The 13,684-nt window shown below is 68.5% G+C and carries 10 protein-coding genes; 4 read left to right on the top strand and 6 right to left on the bottom strand.

The features are described 5' to 3' along the window. Positions 1–288: 288 nt before the first annotated feature. Positions 289–1,221, bottom strand: coding sequence for a LysR family transcriptional regulator (locus AC4OR5_RS00420; RefSeq protein ID WP_003083951.1), 933 nt, complete (start codon positions 1,219–1,221; stop codon positions 289–291). A gap of 116 nt (positions 1,222–1,337) precedes the next feature. Here AC4OR5_RS00420 and AC4OR5_RS00415 point away from each other — a divergent pair, with 116 nt between their 5' ends. Then, positions 1,338–2,090: a 3-oxoacyl-ACP reductase family protein gene (locus AC4OR5_RS00415; RefSeq protein WP_003083953.1), complete on the top strand. Its 753-nt coding sequence runs from the start codon at positions 1,338–1,340 to the stop codon at positions 2,088–2,090. A gap of 92 nt (positions 2,091–2,182) precedes the next feature. On the opposite strand, the gene atsA is transcribed toward AC4OR5_RS00415, so the two are convergent. The 3 genes from atsA to AC4OR5_RS00400 all read right to left on the bottom strand — a co-directional run bounded on the left by atsA (position 2,183) and on the right by AC4OR5_RS00400 (position 6,333). Then, the gene (gene atsA / locus AC4OR5_RS00410) at positions 2,183–3,793 is read right to left on the bottom strand and encodes an arylsulfatase AtsA (protein WP_058159903.1); all 1,611 of its coding nucleotides are present in this window, start codon (positions 3,791–3,793) and stop codon (positions 2,183–2,185) included. Between the two features lie 87 nt (positions 3,794–3,880). Beyond that, positions 3,881–4,720 (bottom strand): ABC transporter ATP-binding protein, encoded by an 840-nt coding sequence (locus AC4OR5_RS00405; RefSeq protein ID WP_003128394.1) that lies wholly within the window; start codon positions 4,718–4,720, stop codon positions 3,881–3,883. Further along, the gene (locus tag AC4OR5_RS00400) at positions 4,717–6,333 is read right to left on the bottom strand and encodes an ABC transporter permease (RefSeq protein WP_079992386.1); all 1,617 of its coding nucleotides are present in this window, start codon (positions 6,331–6,333) and stop codon (positions 4,717–4,719) included. The genes AC4OR5_RS00405 and AC4OR5_RS00400 overlap by 4 nt, the downstream gene beginning before the upstream one ends. 266 nt (positions 6,334–6,599) lie before the next feature. On the opposite strand from AC4OR5_RS00400, the gene AC4OR5_RS00395 reads away from it, so the two are divergent. Continuing rightward, positions 6,600–7,661 carry an ABC transporter substrate-binding protein gene (locus AC4OR5_RS00395; protein ID WP_003112655.1) on the top strand — a complete coding sequence of 354 codons (1,062 nt, stop codon included), beginning with the start codon at positions 6,600–6,602 and terminating at the stop codon, positions 7,659–7,661. A gap of 22 nt (positions 7,662–7,683) precedes the next feature. On the opposite strand, the gene AC4OR5_RS00390 is transcribed toward AC4OR5_RS00395, so the two are convergent. Further along, positions 7,684–9,042, bottom strand: coding sequence for an OprD family porin (locus AC4OR5_RS00390; RefSeq protein WP_023107558.1), 1,359 nt, complete (start codon positions 9,040–9,042; stop codon positions 7,684–7,686). Between the two features lie 247 nt (positions 9,043–9,289). Between AC4OR5_RS00390 and AC4OR5_RS00385 the strand changes: the two genes are divergently transcribed. Beyond that, a complete protein-coding gene (locus AC4OR5_RS00385; RefSeq protein WP_015502149.1) occupies positions 9,290–10,015 on the top strand; it encodes an acid phosphatase in 726 nt (241 codons plus the stop codon). Between the two features lie 23 nt (positions 10,016–10,038). Here the strand turns inward: AC4OR5_RS00385 and AC4OR5_RS00380 are convergent, their stop codons facing one another. Continuing rightward, a complete protein-coding gene (locus AC4OR5_RS00380; protein WP_003110978.1) occupies positions 10,039–10,956 on the bottom strand; it encodes a LysR family transcriptional regulator in 918 nt (305 codons plus the stop codon). Positions 10,957–11,305: 349 nt separating this feature from the next. Here AC4OR5_RS00380 and AC4OR5_RS00375 point away from each other — a divergent pair, with 349 nt between their 5' ends. Then, entirely contained in the window at positions 11,306–13,678 is a 2,373-nt protein-coding gene (locus AC4OR5_RS00375; RefSeq protein WP_023874799.1) for a TonB-dependent receptor, read from the top strand. The last annotated feature ends 6 nt before the right edge of the window (positions 13,679–13,684 follow it).

Raw genomic sequence — 13,684 nt, 5'->3', positions numbered from 1 at the left:
GTATGCAGCCCGGCGCACAACGCCCAGGGTAGGGAAAGCAGGCCCAGCTTCAGCAGCAGGGGCCGGGATGGTAACGAAACACCGAGGGACTCGCGCATGCTGCACTCCATGTGCCGGATCGGAGCAGGGCTTCCAGGTGGTCCCGGGACCGTGCGGAAGACACCTTCCAAGCTCGTCGGCGGCGTTTTCTAAAACTAGAGTCCCAATCGGTAATGTCAAACTGCCGTTTTTCCGGCGAGGCCGGTGCCAGGGCCTTTTCCCGGTTGCCGAAGCGACGGATGGCTGGCGCTAGCCGGTTGGGAAGGCGGAGAAGCGCCGGGCCAGGTCCTGGCGGCGGAAGTAGTCGACGACGAAGTCGACGAAGACCCGGGTCTTGGCCGGTAGCAGCTTGTTCGCCGCGTAGTAGAGGCTGGTGTTGCCGGCGTCGACGTACCAGTCCGGCAGGACCCGCACCAGGGCGCCGGACTCCAGGTAGGCATAGGCGTGCTGCATGCATACCAGGGTGATGCCCAGGCCCATGGCGGCGACCTCGCAGGTGGCTTCCGGGTCGCTCATGGTCATGCGTTCGCGCAGCTCGATCGGCGCCTCCTCGCCGTTGCGCCGGCGCAGCGGCCAGGAGCGCACGCGGCCGGTCTGCGGCGAGCGGATGCGGATCCCGTCGAAGCCGCCCAGGTCGCCTGGATGGCGGATCGGCGGCTTGTCGCGGAGGTAGGCGGGCGAGGCGAGGAGGATCAGGTGGCCCGGCGTCAGGTTGCGCGCCACCACCCCGGGAGGCAGTTCGAAACCGCCGCCGATGGCGGCGTCGAAGCCTTCGCCGATGAGGTCGACCTGGCGATTGTCGAAATGCCAGTCGGGCACGATGTCGGGATAGCGTTCGAGGAACTCGCCGAGCAGCGGCAGGATGTAGTCGCGGCCGAAGGCCAGCCCCATGCTGACCTTCAACGTGCCGCTGGGTTGGTTGCCGACGCTGGAGACGTTGGCGAGAGCGGTCTGGATGCCCTCCAGGCTGCCGCCGACCTCTTGCAGGAAACGCTCCCCGGCTTCGGTCAGGGTCAGGCGCCGGGTGCTGCGCTGGAACAGGCGCACGCCGAGGTTGCTTTCCAGGCGGGCGACGTTCTTGCCCACCCCGGCCGGCGTCAGGCCCAGGCGCCTGGCGGCCTCGGCGAAGCTGCCGGCCTCGGCGCTGCGGACGAAGCACTGGATGTTGCTGAGGGTTTCCATGGGAAAGGGCCCGCATAAACCATTGGTATCGGCTGAATATAGCGATTACCCGCTACCAGGTCTGCAATGGACGGCGGAAACTCGGGGCCTGTCTATCCACTCCGATGGAGATTTCCATGTCCGTATCCTCTGCATCCCTCGCCGGCAAAGTCGCCTTCGTCCAGGGCGGTTCCCGCGGCATCGGCGCCGCCATCGTTCGCCGGCTGGCCGCCGAAGGCGCCAGCGTCGCCTTCACCTACGTCAGCTCGGCGGACAAGTCCCGGGCCCTGGCTGCCGAACTCGAAGGCGCCGGAGCCAGCATCCTGGCCCTGCATGCCGATAGCGCCGACGCGGCCGCGCTCGTCGCCGCCGTCGATGAAGCGGCGGCTCGCTTCGGACGCATCGACATCCTGGTCAACAACGCCGCCGTCCTCGCCCTCGGTTCGGTGGAAGAGCTGCCGCTGGCCGACTTCGAGCGGACCCTGGCGATCAACGTGCGCAGCGTCTTCGTCGCCACCCAGGCGGCGGTCAAGCACATGGGCGACGGCGGGCGGGTGATCAGCATCGGCAGCACCAATGCCGAACGCATGCCGTTCGCCGGCGGTGCCACCTACGCGATGAGCAAGTCGGCGCTGGTCGGCCTGACCAAGGGCCTGGCCCGCGACCTCGGCCCGCGCGGGATCACGGTGAACAACGTGCAGCCGGGTCCGGTGGATACCGACATGAACCCGGACGACGGCGACTTCGCCGAGACCCTCAAGGGCCTGATGGCGCTGCCGCGCTACGCCCGCAGCGAGGAAATCGCCAGCTTCGTCGCCTACCTGGCCGGGCCGGAAGCGGCCTACATCACCGGGGCCAGCCTGACCATCGATGGCGGTTTCTCGGCCTGACCCGGGGCGCCTCGTTCCGCCCGGCGAAGTAGCCCCTCTCGCCGACCTTCTGGCCAGGCCCCCCTGGAGGGAGAGGGCGGGGAGAGGTGCGTTCACCGCACCAGGAACGGCGAAGCCCCTTCTACCACTCCGGTTTCGCTGACGTAGCGCTTCCAATGCTCGATCAGCTCCGCCAGCTTGCCCGGCTGGCTGTCAGCGAGGTCGTGGATCTCGCCCGGGTCGCGGGCCAGGTCGTAGAGCTGCCAGGTGGCCGGACCCACCGGGGCCGGCAGGTACACCGCCTTCCAGTCGCCCTGGCGGATCGCACGCATGCCGAACAGCTCCCAGCCGGTCACGGTGTTCTCGTCGTGGGCCGCCTCGGTCTCGCCGGAAAGCCAGCCCAGCCACGACCTGCCGCGCGGTTCGGCGATCTCGCGGCCGCGCCAGCGCTTGCCTGGGTGGCGGACACCGGCGAGGTCGAGGAGGGTCGGGGTGACGTCCATCACCGTGGCGAAGGCATGGCTGATCGCGCCCTGCCGGCTTAGCCGCGGGTAGCGCACCAGCGCCGGCACGCGAATGCCGCCCTGGGTGGTGAACGCCTTGTACAGGCGCGATGGTGCGGTGGCCGCCTGGGCCCAGCGCGGGCCATACCAGACGTAGGAATTGGCGCGGCCGATGTTCTCCAGGCTGTTGTCGTAGTGCCGGTCGAGAAAGCCCAGCAAATCCGGGCCGAATTTCGGAAAGGCCTCCAGCAGGGCGCCTTCGGCGCCGTTGTCGGACATGAACAGGACGAAGGTGTTGTCCAGCTCGCCCTGCCGACGCAGGTAGTCCACGACCCTGCCGATGTTCCAGTCCATGCGCTCGACCATCGCCGCGTAGACCTCCATCGCCCGCGCCGACTTCGCCCGTTCCTCATCCTCCAGGGCCTCCCACTCGCGGCTCAGGGCGAGCACCGGATGGGCTTCGACGTCCGCTTCCACCAGGCCCAGCTCCTTGAGCCGGGCCAGGCGTTCCTGGCGCAGCGCTTCTGGACCGGCGTCGTAGCGACCGCGGTACTTCTCGACGATCTCCCGCGGCGCCTGTAGCGGCCAGTGCGGCGCGGAGAACGGCAGGTAGGCGAAGAACGGCCGGCTCTGGTCGCGCTCCTTGAGGTAGTGCAGCAGCTTGTCGCCGAAGGCATCGGAGGAATAGAAACCCTCCGGCAGCGTGTCGAGGTAGCGCTCGTCTTCCACGTAGAGCGCCGGCGTGCCCTTGAGGATGCGCGGAGTGCTTTCGTCGTAGGGAGGCTCGAAGCCGTAGTGGTTGGCGGCGCCCGGCAGCAGCGAGAAGGAACGCTCGAAACCGCGTGCATGGGGCGTCTGTTCCGGCTTCAGACCGAGGTGCCACTTGCCGGCCATGAGGGTCTGGTAGCCGGCCTCGCGGAGCAGCTCCGGCAGCGCCACCACGCGCTCGTTGAGATGCCCTTCGTAACCCGGCTTGCCTGCCAGTTCCGGGGTCAGCGCCTCGGCCATGGTGCCGATCCCGGCGATGTGGTGGTCGGTGCCGGTGAGCAGCATCGAGCGGGTCGGCGAGCAGGTCGAGGCGGTGTGGAAGTCGGTCAGGCGCAGGCCGGCGATGGCCAGGGCGTCGAGGTTCGGCGTGGCGATCTCGCCGCCGAAGGCGCCGATATCGGAGAAGCCCAGGTCGTCGGCGACGATCACCAGGAAGTTGGGGCGTTTGCTCATGCGCGGGTCTCGTCTGGATGGGAGGAGAGGGTGGGGCCCTCGCCCCCGCCCTTCCCGCAGGGGGAAAGGGCCAGGGCAAGGGGCTTTTCAGCAAGCGAGGAATTCGAAGGGCAGGTTTTCCACCCGTCGCGGCGGCGGCGCGACGTACTCGCCGTCGGCGGTCAGTTCGTGCAGCAGCGCTTCGCGCTGGCGCAGGAAGTCGAAGCCACCGCGCTCGCGCGGGTGCGCCAGGTCCACCTCGACCACCCGCCTGATCCGCCCCGGGCGCGGCTCCATCACCACCACCCGGTCGGCCAGGTAGAGCGCCTCCTCGACGTCGTGGGTGACCAGCAGGGTGGTGATGCGGGTGCGCCGACGGATCGCCAGCAACTCTTCCTGCAACTGCTGGCGGGTCAGTGCGTCGAGGGCGCTGAACGGCTCGTCGAGCAGCAGCAGGCGCGGGCTGGCCACCAGGCCGCGGGCGATCGCCACGCGCTGGGCCATGCCGCCGGACAACTGGTGCGGGTAGGCACGCTCGAAGCCGTGCAGGCCGACCAGGCGGATGTATTCGTCGATCCGCGCCGCCTTGTCGGTTTCGCCAAGGGCTTCGTTGACCAGGCCGAGGGCGACGTTCTGCTGCACCGTCAGCCAGGGGAACAGGCGGTGCTCCTGGAACACGATGCCGCGTTCGCCGCCGATGCCGGCGATTGGCCGGCCGTCGACGCGGATCTCGCCGTCGTAGTCGCGGTCCAGGCCGATCAGCAGGCGCAGCAGGGTCGACTTGCCGCAGCCACTGGCGCCGACGATGGCAATGAACTCGCCCTCGCCGATCTCCAGGTCGAACTGCTGGATCGCTTCCAGTCGCCGGCCGTCCACGGCGAAGTGCTTGCGCACCTGGCGGAAGCTGACCAGCGGGGTGCCCGTGGCGGGCGCGGTGAGTGCGTTCATGCGTGTCTCCAGCGCGTGGCGCGCGCTTCGATGCGTTGGCCGAGAGCATTGAGCAGGGCGCCGGTGAGGCCGACCAGGAGCATGCCGGCACCGATCAGGTCCATGCGGAACAGTTGCTGGGCGCCGATCATCAGGCTGCCGATGCCGCCGTCGGAGGGCATGAAGTACTCGGCGCCGATGGTTCCCAGCCAGGCGTAGATCAGCGCCAGGCGCAGGCCGGCGAACACCGACGGGGCGGCACCCGGCAGGACCAGCCGGAGCAGCCGTCGCCAGGGACCCAGGCGCAGCACCCGGGCCGCCTCGCCGAGGCTCGGCGGCAGGCTGGCGATGCCGCGCTGGGTGGCCAGCAGCAGCGGGAAGAAGGCGGCGATTGCGACGAACGTCAGCTTGGCCGGTTCGCCCAGGCCGAACCAGGCGGTGAGCAGCGGTACCCAGGCGAAGATCGCCACCTGCCGCAGTGCCGCGAAAGTGGGGCCGAAGAAGCGTTCCGCCGGGCGCCACAGGCCGAGCAGCAGGCCGCCGAGGAAACCCAGGCCGCCGCCCAGCAGGAGGCCGCCGAGCGTGCGCTTCAGGCTGTCGAACAGGGCGCCCGGGAGGCTGCCGTCGAGCGCTCCGCTCCAGGTCGCCCGCGCCACTTCCAGAGGGCTGGCGAGGATCGCCGGATCGACCCATTCGGCGCTGCTCGCCGACTGCCACAGGAGCAGCAGCGCCAGCGGCGGCAGCCAGACCTGCAGGCGCTGCCAGCCGCGTCCCGGCGGGCGCCGGCGGAATTCGCCGGTGGCGGCTTGCGGCCAGTGCAGCAGGCGGCGGTCGAGCCACTGGATGGCGCGGTCCATGCCCACCCCGACCAGGCCGATGACGAGGATGCAGACGAACACGATGTCGAGCATGAACAGTTGCCGGCCCTGCACCATCAGGTAGCCGATGCCCTCGCTGGAAGCCAGCAGCTCGACCGCCAGCAGCGAGGTCCAACCCTGCGCCAGGGCCAGGCGCAGCCCGGTGAGGAAGGCCGGCAGCGCCGCCGGCAGGATCAGCCGCCAGACCAGCAGGCGTGGCGGCAGGCGCAGCACCGCGGCGGCTTCGCGCAGCTTGGGCTGGGCGTCGCGCACGCCGACCAGGGTATGGATGGTCACCGGCACCACGACCGCTTTCACCAGCACCACCAGCTTGAGCAGTTCGCCGATGCCGAAGAACAGCATGAACAGCGGGATCCAGGCCAGCGTGGGGATCTGCGCGAGGGCGCTGAAGGTGGGGAAGACCAGGCGCTCGGCACGCGGACTGAAGCCCAGCCAGGCGCCTAGCGCGGCGCCGCTGGCGACCCCGGCGAGCAGGCCCCAGGCCAGGCGCCGCAGGCTGATCGCCAATTCGCTCCAGAGTTCGCCGGCGAGCAACTCGCGGGCGCTCTGCCAGACCAGCTCGGGAGTTGGCAGCACCTGGGCCGACATCCAGTGGCGATGGCTGGCGACCCACCACAGCAGCGCCAGCCCGAGCGGCAGCAACCAGGGCAGCAGGCCGTCCCCCAGGCGCCGGGCGAAAGCCGCGGAGGTCGGCGGCGCCAGGCGCGGCAGGGGCCGGCTCCAGGCGGGCGAAAGGGTTTTATCGATATTCTTCATGGGAATATAAATCGCCGCATCAATGCATTTTTTCGCTAAGAAGGGTCATTTAAAGAAAGGCGCCAGGCAGCGGCAAATGCATTTGGAGAATATTTTCCATGCTCTGGCTGCATATGACGCGGAGAGGCCCGTGCGGCCTGTCATGCTGCTTATGGTTATAAAAAAATGAATTTTTATTATTTATTTTCGAGGCGCCGCTGTGCATAGCTAGCCGCTCACCCGCTCCCGGCGGGAATCCCTCTCTTCCCGTTCCAAGGAGCCGCCCCATGAAAGCGCTTACGTCTTCCCTGCTCGGTCTGTTCGCCGCGCCTGTCCTCGCCGGCCTGCTCGGTGCCTACGTGCCGCTGGCGAGCGCCGCTCCGCCGAAGGAAATCCGCATCGCGGTGCCGGACGTCAGCGCCGGCAGCTCGCACTCGGGTGGCGGCGTGGTCGACGTGCTCTACACCCGCCAGTTGCTGGAGAAGGAGTTCGCCAACGACGGCATCGCGGTGAAATGGAGCTTCTTCAAGGGCGCCGGTCCGGTGGTCAACGAAGCGTTCGCCAACGGCCAGGTGGACTTCGCCTACCTCGGCGACCTGGCGGCGATCATCGGCAAGTCCGGAGGCCTGGACAGCCGCCTGCTGGCCGCTACCGCGCGAGGGGTCAACCACTATCTCGGCGTGCAGCCGGGCTCCGGGATCAAGACCCTGGAGGATCTCAAGGGCAAGCGCGTAGGCATCTTCCGTGGCACCGCCAGCCAGCTGTCGTTCGACAATGCCCTGGCCAGCGTCGGTCTCAGCGAGAAGGACCTGAAGGTGATCAACCTCGACTTCAGCGCCGCCCTGTCCGCCCTCGCAGCCAGGCAGATCGATGCCACCTGGGGCCTGGCCGGGCTGTTCGCCCTGCGCGACCGCGGGCTCGCGGAAATTCCGCTGAGCACCCGCGACCTGAACGGCGCCGGGACCCTGCAGGCGCTGCTGGTCGGCTCCGGGGCTTTCGTCGATGCCCATCCGGACATCACCGAGCGGCTGCTCAAGGTGCAGTTGCAGGCCCAGGACTGGCTGGCCCGCGAGGAGAACCGCGACGCCTACATCGAACTGGTGTCGAAGCAGGCCAGCTACCCGGTGGTGATCCTGCAGAGCGAGTACCGTGGCCGCAAGCTGGGCGACGCCCTGTCGCCGCGCCTGGACGCCGATTTCCTTGGCCGGCTGGATGCTTCGATCCAGGCGGCCAAGCGTTTCGGCCTGATCCGTCGCGAATTCAGCGCCGAGCAGTGGGCCGCGCCGGAACTGCTGGAGGCGGCCGGCAAGCTGGCGAAGGCCAAGGCCGTGGCGCAAGCGGCGGAGTGACGCCGCGCCGCGGCCCGGGGCGTCACCAGATCGAGCGGGAGTAATCGACGACCAGCCGGGTTTCGTCGATGTCGCCGTCGAGATAGCTCGCGTTGCCCCGGTGCCAGGCCTGCGAGGCGCGCAGCGCGAGGCCGGCGAGGGGGCCCGCCTTGACCCGATAGGCGAAGCCGAGGTCGCTTTCCCGGTGCCGCCCGTCACGCCCGTAGAGTCCGGCGTAGATGCTCTCGGCGGCACTGCTGGCGCTGGCCCCGGCACGGCCGCGGGCATGCAACGCATGCAGGCTGAGCCCAGGCAGGCCGAGCGCGCCGAGGTCCAGGTCATAGCGTAATTGCCAGGAACGCTCGCCCGGTCCGTTGAAGTCGGAGTAGCCCACCGAGTTGGCCAGTACCATGGACGCGCTGGAGCGCCCGTCGCCGAAGGCCATGTAGTCGAACGGCTGCTCGCCATGGACACGCTGGTAGGCCAGGGTGATGCGCTGCGGTCCCTGTTCGTAGCCCAGGGCCAGGGAGCTGGCCAGGGTGTCGATGCGGCCGAAGCGGCTCTGGCCGCTGTCGCGGGTGCGGTAGGCGTCGAGGTCGACCCGCAGTGCGCGCTCCCCGCCCAGCGGCTGGCGATGGCTGGCGCCGAAATAGGCCTGCTGCCAGATGTCGTCGAAGCGCGAGGCGTAGAGCGACAGTTGCAGCCGCTCCGTGGCCTGCCATTGACCGCCGAGGAAGCCGACCGCGTCGAGGCGCACCGGATAGGCGCCGAGGCGTCCGTAGACGGTGCTGATGTCGCCGCGGACCTTGGATTCGCCGGGGCCGGAGGCGGCGGTGAAGCGCCCGCCCTCGAGCAGCAGCCCGTCGAACGAGCGGTCCTCCAGCAGCAGGCCGTAGGCCATGCCGGCCAGCGTGCGGTTGCTGCTGGCGGCGAACACCGGCGCGCTGGTGGTGGTCTGGCCGTACTTCAGGCGGGTTTCGCCGTGGCGTAGCCTGAGGGCGCCGCCGACCTTGCCGTAGCGATGGTCGGGATGGCCGTCGGCGCCGACCGGCAGGTTGCCGGTGCCGGTGCGGCCGCCGCCGCTGTCCAGTTGCAGGCCGAGCATGGCATGGGCGTCGAGGCCGAAGCCGAGGCTGCCCGGCGTGTAGCCGGAGGCGAACTGGAGGCGCAGGCCCTGGGTGGTTTCCTCGCGGTAGCCGTTGCGCTCGCTCCTGGGCTTGAAGCGGTTGCGCCCGGCGTTGTTCGGGCTGTCGCGGTAGTCGCGGTTGAAGTAGTAGGTGCGGGCGAGGAACTGCAGTTCGCTGTCCTCGACGAAGCCCCCATCCCCGGCCGTCGCGGCCGCCCCTTCGGAAAGCGTGCCGGCGACCAGGCCGGCGAATACAGCGCGTTTGAGATTTTGCATTTATTGTTTTCTCCCACCTGAGTGCCAGGTGGGCGCAGTCTCGGAAGTCGCTCCGCAGGCCGCTTGTGTTTCCCTGCCTCGGCTTTTGCCGGGGCCTGCCATTGGCAGGGGCAGGCATGTGCAACGGCAGGCCGGGTCAAGCATTTCGGAAGTCACCGACGGAGAGTGTGGCGTCGGTCGTCATCCGCAACGGCCGTGGGTGGGAGCCTAGGCTCCCGATGCAACCTCGCCTCAGGGAATACGCTTCATGAACAACAAGACCCTATGCCCTTCGCTCTTGCTCTGCCTTTCGCTGCTCGCACCGCTGTCTTGTCTCGGGGAGACCGCCGCCGCGCCCTATCCGCTGGCCCACCCACCGCGCCTGGCCGATTACCTCCCGCCGCCGCCGGCGGCGGACTCGGCTGCGGCCGTCGCCGATCTCGGCGCGGTGCTGGAGGCGCAACGCCTGCGCACGCCCGAACAGGTACGCCGGGTACGCGCCCACGACCAGTGGGAGGACAACGTCTTCCCCTTCGCCGGCGACCTGCTGGGCGCGTCGTTCGACAAGGAACGCCTGCCGCTGACCCGGAGCTTCTTCAACCGCGCCCAGGAAAACCTGGTCGAGGTGCTGATGCCGGCGAAGAAGCACTTCGCCCGCCCGCGTCCCTACGAAGTGACATCGAAGGTGAAGCCAGTGCTGCCGCCGCCGGAGGGGGAGTCCTATCCCAGCGGCCACACCATGGACAGCTACTTCAAGGCCTCGCTGCTGAGCATGCTGGTGCCGGAGCATCACGATGCGTTCTTCGCCCGCGCCGAGGAGCATGCGCAGAGCCGGGTGCTGGCCGGCGTGCACTTCCCCAGCGACCTGGAAGGCGGGCAGACCGCCGCCGCGGCGCTGGTGGCGAGCCTGCTGGCCGATCCGACGGTGGCCGCCGACTTCGCCGCGGTGCGCGAGGAACTGCGCGGCGCGCTGGGGTTGCCGAAACTCCAGTAGAAGAAGGGAAACCGCGCGGCGGCTCAGGCCGCCGCGTGGCGTGCCTGGTCCAGTTCCACCAGCGTCTCGATCATCGCCTTGGCCGCCGCCGAAAGCCGGTAGCCGCTGCGGCTGATGATGCCGCAGCGGGCGCTGAGGCTATCCAGGTTCTGCGGCAGGTTGCGCCACTGTAGCGGTTGCAGTTCGCCGCGCTGCAGGTAGGGGCGCAGGGTCTCGTCGCTGGCGATGCCGATGGCGTCGGTCTGGCGGACGATGCGGATCAGCGCGTGCATGTTCTCGCAGCGGATGTTGGCGGCGAAGTCGATCTTGCCGCTGAGGTTCGCCAGCAGCTTGCGGATGCCCGGGGGAATCAGGGTCGAGGCCAGCGGGTAGTTGAACAGGTCGTTGGTGGACAGGCTGTCCTTGCCCAGCAGCGGATGTTGCGGACGGCAGAAGAACTGGCCGCGGCGCGGGGTCAGCGGGCGCGTCTGGAAGTTCGGGTCGGCCTCGAAGTCGCGGATGTCGGCGACGAAGAATTCGATCTCTTCGCGGAGCAGGGCGCGGCTGAGCTTTTCCCAGTTGTCCACGTCCAGGCTGATCTGCACCCGCGGGTGGCGGTTGATGAAGTCGGCCACCGCGTCCGGCACCAGTTGCTGGGCCGGCGCCGGCCCGCTGCCGAAGCGCAGCTCGCCGGCATCCAGCTTGTTCAACTGGGCGATCTCGTGGATCAGGTTGGCCGACCCCTGCACCAGGCTCAGCGCGTGTTGCAGCACCACCTGGCCTTCCGGCGTCGGGCGCAGGTCCTTGCTGCCACGGTCCACCAACTGGCAGCCAAGCTCCTGCTCCAGGCCCTGGATGCTGCGGCTGAAGGCCGGCTGGGTGATGCCCATGGCGTCCGCCGCGCGAACGAAACTGCGGTGTTCGGCGAGGGCGATGAAGTAACGCAGTTGGCGCAGATCCATGATGCTTTACCGGCATTGGAAATATTGGACAAAGGCATTTGCCGTTCGGGATGTGCTGGTTTTAAATGCAAGCTCTTATTCCGTCAACAAAGAACAAATTAGAAAAATATGCGATTTAGTAATAAGCATAGATAGACCCCAGGAGCTGAACATGGTCCACCGTGCCTTTGCCGCGCCACCTCCGCCGTTCCGAATGCCCTTCCGCGTCGCCGGCGGCTGTCGTCCCTGACAGTCGCCCGGGGCTGAGCCGTCCGCCGGCCCCCTTCGAACCTTTCGCCAGATCGCTGCCTTGCGCGGCATGGCCGCCTGCTGCCTGCGTCCGGCTGTGCCGGAACCGAGGACATTCACGATGAAGTATCACTACCGCTTGCCGCTCCGCCGAACGCCGCCCGGCGGCTCCGACTACGCCCTGGCCCTGCTGCTCGCCCTCGGCGGTGCGTTGCCGGCCAGTGCCGCCGATGCTCCCGCGCCCGCCGAGGAGGCGCCGCCGCTGGCCGGCAGCGCACCGGCCAAGGCCGATACGGCCCTGGGCAAGGTTACCGTCACCGCGCGTCGCCGCGAGGAGGATTCGCAGAAGGTACCGACGCCGATCACCGTGCTCGGCGGCGAGACTCTCGAGGCCCAGCGCATCTCCCGGGTGCAGGACCTGCAGCAGGTGCTGCCCAGCGTCAATGTCGCCTACATCCATGCGCGGCAGTCGAGCGTCGCCGTGCGCGGCATCGGCAACAACCCCGCCAGCGACGGCCTGGAAGGCAGCGCCGGGATCTACCTCGACAACGTCTACCTGGGACGTCCGGGAATGGCCGTGTTCGACCTGCTGGACATCGAGCAACTGGAGCTGCTGCGCGGTCCGCAGGGCACCCTGTTCGGCAAGAACACCACCGCCGGGGTGCTGAACATCAGCACCCGCGCGCCGACCTTCACCGCCGAGCGCACCGTCGAGGTCTCCGGCGGGCAGGACGGCTACTTCCAGGGCCGCGGCACGGTTTCCGGGCCGCTCGGCGAAACCCTCGCCGGACGCCTCTCGGCCTATCGCACCCGCGACGACGGCTACATCAAGAACATCCACGACGACAACTATCTCAACGGCGGCGAGCGCCAGGGCGCGCGCGGGCAATTGCTGTTCGAGCCGAACGAGGACTTCAGCCTGCGCTGGATCGCCGACTACAACGAGGAGGATTCGAGCAACGGCAGCATGGTGGTCTACGGCGCCGCCGAGCGTTTCTGGCAGCGCGCCGCGCTGGTCGGCGCTTCGCCGTTGCGCGATCCGCAGCGCAAGAAGGTCAACATCAACGGCCGCCAGCACGTCAGCGTGCACCAGGGCGGCAGCTCTCTGGAGGCCAACTGGAACCTCGCCGGCGGCTACCGCCTGACCTCCATCAGCGCCTACCGCTACTGGCACTTCACCCCGGCCAACGACGAGCAACTGAACGTCTCGGCGATCAACGACACCGGGGTGGAGGTGCACGACCGGCAGTTCTCCCAGGAGATCCGCCTGGCCTCGCCCACCGGCGGTGCCTTCGACTACGTGGTGGGCGCCTACGCGTTCAGGCAGAACCTCGGCAACAAGACCTTCACCTCCTACGGACCGTTGGCCGACCTGTACCTGCTCGGCGCCAATCTCGGCGCGCTGAACGATACCTACTCGAAGGCCAACGGCAAGATCGAGACCGACAGCTTCGCGCTGTTCGCCCAGGGCACCTGGCACCTCAGCGAACGCCTGGACTTCACCGCCGGCCTGCGCGGTACCTACGAGGAGAAGAACGCCAAGGTCGAGCGCTTCGCTCCGCTGGGCGGCGCGGCGGTCGGCGGGGTCGGCGCGGCGGTGCGCAACGGCCAGCTCGGCGCCTACGATTCCGGCGATCTCAGCCAGTACAACTTCGCCCCTTCGGCGTTGCTCAGCCTCAGCTACCAGTTCAGCGACGACCTGCTCGGCTACGCCAGCCTGTCCCACGGCGAGAAGTCCGGCGGGGTCAACCTGGCGGTGGGCAGCGCACCGAGCGCCGGCGCCGATTCGCTGCTGGTCGGACCGGAACGCGCCAACGACGCCGAGCTGGGCCTGAAGAGCACGCTCTTCGACCGGCGCCTGCTGCTCAACGCCAACCTGTTCTGGACCGGCATCCACGGCTACCAGGCCACCACCCTGTACCAGGCGCCGGGCTCGACCCAGTTGGTGCAGGTGCTGGCCAACGCCGGCAGCGTGCGCTCGCGTGGTCTGGAGTTCGAGGCCACCGCGCTGCCGTTGCGCGGCCTGACCCTGAACTTCAACGGCTCCTATAACGACGTCACCTACCTGTCGTTCAAGGATGCCCCGTGCCCTGCGGAAGTCAGCACCCGGCCCGGCGCGCCGAGCAGTTGCGACCTCAGCGGGCAGCGCGTGGTCGGCGCCTCGAAATGGATCGCCAATCTCAATGGCGAATACCAGTGGCGCCTCGACGACCGCTTCCAACCCTACGTCAGCGCCAGCTACGCCTACCGCTCCGCCGCCGAGGGCACGCTGGACAACTCCGACCTTTCGAAGATCGACGGCTACGCCCTGGTGAACCTCGCCGCCGGTCTGCGCAGCGATCTCGGCGACGGCCAACTGGACACCTCGGTATGGCTGAAGAACGCCTTCGACAAGGACTACTACCTGAGCGCCTTCGCCAGCATCAACGGCTCCTACACCGCATCGGTGGGGCAGCCGCGCACGCTCGGCGTATCGCTGCGCTACGACTTCTGAGCCTTC

The organism is Pseudomonas sp. YA1, assembly GCF_058680555.1.
The sequence above is the reverse complement of the archived record's forward strand: the minus strand, read 5'-3'. Positions and strand labels throughout refer to the sequence as shown.

Bases quoted from the DNA above. Each gene is read 5' to 3' on its own strand.
- AC4OR5_RS00420 (WP_003083951.1), bottom strand. From the start codon at position 1,221: ATGGAAACCCTCAGCAACATCCAGTGCTTCGTCCGCAGCGCCGAGGCC.
- AC4OR5_RS00415 (WP_003083953.1), top strand. From the start codon at position 1,338: ATGTCCGTATCCTCTGCATCCCTCGCCGGCAAAGTCGCCTTCGTCCAG.
- atsA (WP_058159903.1), bottom strand. From the start codon at position 3,793: ATGAGCAAACGCCCCAACTTCCTGGTGATCGTCGCCGACGACCTGGGC.
- AC4OR5_RS00405 (WP_003128394.1), bottom strand. From the start codon at position 4,720: ATGAACGCACTCACCGCGCCCGCCACGGGCACCCCGCTGGTCAGCTTC.
- AC4OR5_RS00400 (WP_079992386.1), bottom strand. From the start codon at position 6,333: ATGAAGAATATCGATAAAACCCTTTCGCCCGCCTGGAGCCGGCCCCTG.
- AC4OR5_RS00395 (WP_003112655.1), top strand. From the start codon at position 6,600: ATGAAAGCGCTTACGTCTTCCCTGCTCGGTCTGTTCGCCGCGCCTGTC.
- AC4OR5_RS00390 (WP_023107558.1), bottom strand. From the start codon at position 9,042: ATGCAAAATCTCAAACGCGCTGTATTCGCCGGCCTGGTCGCCGGCACG.
- AC4OR5_RS00385 (WP_015502149.1), top strand. From the start codon at position 9,290: ATGAACAACAAGACCCTATGCCCTTCGCTCTTGCTCTGCCTTTCGCTG.
- AC4OR5_RS00380 (WP_003110978.1), bottom strand. From the start codon at position 10,956: ATGGATCTGCGCCAACTGCGTTACTTCATCGCCCTCGCCGAACACCGC.
- AC4OR5_RS00375 (WP_023874799.1), top strand. From the start codon at position 11,306: ATGAAGTATCACTACCGCTTGCCGCTCCGCCGAACGCCGCCCGGCGGC.